We start from the raw sequence: 3,906 nt of genomic DNA, 5'->3' as shown, positions 1-3,906 counted from the left end.
CAAGATAAGGGGCGTTATCTTGCACAAAACTTTAGAAATATTCTTTTTAGTTCGGCTGTTGTTTTATATAGGTCAATTTTCGAGCCAGAATCCTGGAAACCGTGATCCCACGAGAGGCTTCATCCGAGAAAATAAACAATTGTGCGAGCATGTGTGGGCATATCACTCTTCAGGAGGTTCCGATGGACACTTTCACCGTGCGCGACCTGCGCGAACGGACCGGCCAACTCATCCGCGACGCCGAGGCCGGCGAATTGGCCGTGGTCACCAAGCACGGCCACCCGGTGTTCGCCGCCGTGCCCTTCGACGAGCGGCTGCTGCGGGAGAGCCTGCCCCTGGCCCTGGCGCGCCAAGGCTGGGTGTTGCTGGACGACTCCTTGGCCCGTCGCCATGCCGAGCGGCGTGGGTAGCCGGTGGTCGGTGTTCTCGGCATCCTCCGGGCCGAGAAACGGTCGGGCCTGACTCCGGCGGCTGGCCCTGCGGTACGGGAACTCGCCTCGATTGGCCATCGGCTGTCTGGGCCGCTGATCCGGGCGACGTTGGTGGAGCGCGGTGAAAGCCCGGGATATTAGACCGGCATCACGTGCCGGTCATGTTCGGCAGCCTCGGAAATGGATTCCATACCTAACCCACTCCACGCCAGTTACTGGTTGCCAAGGTGGAATATTTTCAACAGCTACGAGTGCTGAAACGTCCCGCCCTCTATTCTTTGCATATATGACGCTCCGCAAGTCAGGGATTGCTTGGGAGGAATGTCGGGGATGGAAATACATGCCCGGCCCGCAACTGCCTGCCTTTCGTTGTCATGCGGCAACCAAGATGGGGGCGCAGCTTAAAAATCGTAAACCACTCGGAAATCAATACGCTGCTGGCCCACATCCACCGTGCCCTGCTTATAGAACGGATAGCCCCAATCCAATTCCCCGGTGAAATGCTTGAGTAGCTGCGCCCGCAGCCCCAAGCCGGTGGAGGCCAGTTGGTAATGGCTGGGATTGCCGGGCAGGGCGTCCTCGATCCACAGATACGCCCAATCGACAAACGCCAGCGCCCGGAGATATTGCACATATTCAAAATCCGCCGGTAACAGTTTCGGGCTGTGCAATTCTGCCGACAGATTCACCCCGCTGTCGCCGAGTTGCTGGGTTTGGTAATAACCCCGGACACTCTGCGTGCCGCCCACCGCGAATTGCTCGTTGCTGATAAGCGGCTGGTCGGCAATCTGCCCCGAGGCCCGGCCCACCAGCATCGCGTCATAAGGCAATTGCTGGGTGTGCTTGAGGTCGGCGGTGAAATAGAAATAATCCGGCTTGGCCTTGTAGCGCTTCTCGTCGAACTCCTGGCTGTCGTTGCCCAGGCCGCGCACCGACAAATGACCCGCCGCGCTCAAGGTGGTGATGGAATCCGCCCCCCGCCAAGTGCTGTCATAGCCCAGCGTGAACGGCGCGTAATGGATGGGCGTGTTGCCGGTGTCCTGGCCGACCAAAGTCACGCCTTGGTCGAAGCTCTTGTAATCGAAGCCCAAAGTCAGGCTATGCAAATAGTTCTCCACGCCCGGCAACGGCTTGATAAAGCGCAGGCCGTAAATGGAGCCGGTGCCGACCACCGCCGTGCCGCCCACGCTGGCCCCCAACTGGGTGTTGGAACTGATGCCGATGCCGTACAGCGCCAGCCGCGTGTCGCTCCAGCCGGTGGGCATGAGATAGGTGCCCGACCAGACTTCCACCTCGTTGTCGTTCTCCGGCGAGACCTGATATTGCAGCGAGGCGCTGTGGTACATCTGCCAGAGGTTGTCGTAGCGGATGGCGCCGATCAGCCGGGTGCGGGTGGTGCCTTCGGTGTTCTTGCCGTTGATTTCCACGCTGCCATGCACCGGCAATTCGTCCTTCACCCGCAACTCCACTTCCATTTTCCCCGGCGTGGTGCCCGCCCGGAAAATCGGCGTCACCGTGCGGTCGCTGGTCTCCTGCGCCAACTGGTTGACCTGCTCCTGGACCTTCGGCATGTGCGGCACTTGGCCCTCGGCCAGGGCCGGGACGCCGTCGCGAATCTTGCCCAGCGAGTAATAGCGGGAGCCAGTGATGTGCAGGGTTTCCACCGTGCCTTCCACCACTTGCAGCCGCACCACGCCCGCCTCCACGTCCTGCTCGGGGATGTCCACCACCACGGTGGGATAGCCCTGGTTGCGGTAGGCGGCTTCCAGGTCTTGGCGGGCCTTCTCCACATCCTCGATGCCCTTGCCCGGCCCCAAGTGCGGGTAGACGGCTTTTTCCACCGACTCCACGTCCAGCACGCTGTTGCCGTCCACTTGGTAGTCGAGGATGTCGAAGACCGGCTGTGCGGGAGCAGCTTCCTGTTGGGCTGGCGCGGAGGCTGGGCTTTCGGCGGACCAGGCGGCGGCGGGAATTGCCAGCAAGCCTAGGACCAAATGCCGGAGTGCAAGGCTTGCCTTGCTCTTGTCCGGGACTCGCGCAAGGCAAGCCTTGCACTCCAGACGCTGTGGGTAAGATTTCACGGCTGTTCCCCTTCGGCGGCATTCTCATCCAGCGGGTTTGGCCTGGGCGAATCCTGCCCCGGCATGGGCGCCTGTGCTTGGTACGGCGTGGTCTTAAGGTGCTGAAGCCTGTAGCGATACTCCTCGGCGGCGGTCTCGGTCTTCACCTTGCCGATGCCGGTCAAGGGTTCGGCATCAAGCAGTTCGTCCCAGAAGCTTTTCTCCTTGTACTTCTCCAACAACTCGCGGTTGGTGCCCTGCAAATCCTGGTTGTGCTTGCCGCACTGGCCGATCCACTGCTCCCGCTCCTTGACGGCTTCCACCAACAGGACGTTGTCGGCGCGGATTTCCTTGGCCTTGGCGATGATGTCCCGTTGCTTCTTGAGGAGGTTCTGCGCCTGCTCGCGGCCCTGGCTGACTTGGGTTTCCAGGCCGGTTTTGGCGCCTTGCAGGGATTCGACGCTGGCTTTGTAGCGCTCGACTTCGCCTTGCAGGGGCTCCAGCCTCTTCACCGATTCCTCCAGCGCCTTCACCTTGGCTTCCAGGCTGGCTTTCTCGCCGAGCAGGGCGGTTTTCTCCGCTTCCAGCGCGGCCTTTTCCTGGGTGAGCTGGCGCACCACGCCCTGGGCTTTCCGCAGGACTTGCTGCATGGCGGCGTCCTGGCCGCCTTTGGGTTCTGCCGCCGTGGCGGTTTGGCCTGCGCCGACTACCAGGACCAATAAGGCCAACAGGTTCTTGTAGGTCGGGCTTAAGCCCGACTTACAGACGGATGCGCCGTATTTCGGGCCTGTATTGCTTTCAGGCAAACCATGGCGGCGGGCAGGAGTACCCGCCCGACCTGCGGGGTTGTGCCGGAATGACGATTCTTCGTTATTCATATCGTCCTCCCGTCAAAACTTGGCGTTGATGTCCAAGTTGAGCGTGTCGATGCCGAGCGGCGGGCCGTCGATTTGGTCCGCGCTGAGCCAGCGCAAATCCAGCCAGGTGTTGGTGGCGATGGCGTACTGGCCGCCGATGGTCCAGCCCTTGATGTTGGTGCCGCCTTGATGAAAGATCGGGTCGTTGAAGGCGTCCAGCACCGCGTCGCGCTCGATGTAGCGGTAGGAGAAGAACACGTTCCAGTCGTTGAAGTGCCGCACCTCGGGCCGGCCCACATCCAGCCGGACCATGTAGGCGTTGGTCTTCGGGGAAATCCGGTCGCCGAACTGGTTGAAGATGCGGCTGGCGTTGAACCCGAAGTTCTTGGCGTAGTCGGCGGTCAAGAGAACATGGGTGGGCGCGAACCCGGCGTAATCGAACGCCGCCGTGATGTCCATCACCTGGAAGCCCGACGCCAAGCCGACCAGGCACACGTTCTGGGCGCCCAAGGAGCCGGTGTTGCAGCCCGGCTGGTTCTTGGCGTCGTTGATGGCGAC

The 3,906-nt window shown here is 61.5% G+C and carries 4 protein-coding genes; 1 reads left to right on the top strand and 3 read right to left on the bottom strand.

Features of this window, described 5'->3' with window-relative positions; genetic code table 11:
• The first annotated feature begins 182 nt into the window (after positions 1-182).
• Positions 183-410 (top strand): type II toxin-antitoxin system Phd/YefM family antitoxin, encoded by a 228-nt coding sequence (locus ACXWUF_RS20110; protein WP_458497861.1) that lies wholly within the window; start codon positions 183-185, stop codon positions 408-410.
• Positions 411-832: 422 nt separating this feature from the next.
• Here ACXWUF_RS20110 and ACXWUF_RS20105 read toward each other — a convergent pair whose 3' ends face one another.
• The 3 genes from ACXWUF_RS20105 to ACXWUF_RS20095 form a co-directional block, all read right to left on the bottom strand.
• On the bottom strand, positions 833-2,512 hold the full coding sequence (locus ACXWUF_RS20105) for a ShlB/FhaC/HecB family hemolysin secretion/activation protein (protein WP_458497862.1): 1,680 nt from the start codon (positions 2,510-2,512) through the stop codon (positions 833-835).
• On the bottom strand, positions 2,509-3,369 hold the full coding sequence (locus ACXWUF_RS20100; protein WP_458503364.1) for a hypothetical protein: 861 nt from the start codon (positions 3,367-3,369) through the stop codon (positions 2,509-2,511). The genes ACXWUF_RS20105 and ACXWUF_RS20100 overlap by 4 nt, the downstream gene beginning before the upstream one ends.
• Before the next feature lie 12 nt (positions 3,370-3,381).
• A partial coding sequence (locus tag ACXWUF_RS20095; protein ID WP_458503363.1) for a putative porin occupies positions 3,382-3,906 on the bottom strand: 525 nt, incomplete at its 5' end.

Source organism: Methylomagnum sp., from assembly GCF_054333355.1.
The sequence above is the reverse complement of the archived record's forward strand: the minus strand, read 5'-3'. Positions and strand labels throughout refer to the sequence as shown.

What these genes read in the sequence shown, in the direction of transcription:
- ACXWUF_RS20110 (WP_458497861.1), top strand. Translation starts at nt 183, where the DNA reads ATGGACACTTTCACCGTGCGCGACCTGCGCGAACGGACCGGCCAACTC.
- ACXWUF_RS20100 (WP_458503364.1), bottom strand. Translation starts at nt 3,369, where the DNA reads ATGAATAACGAAGAATCGTCATTCCGGCACAACCCCGCAGGTCGGGCG.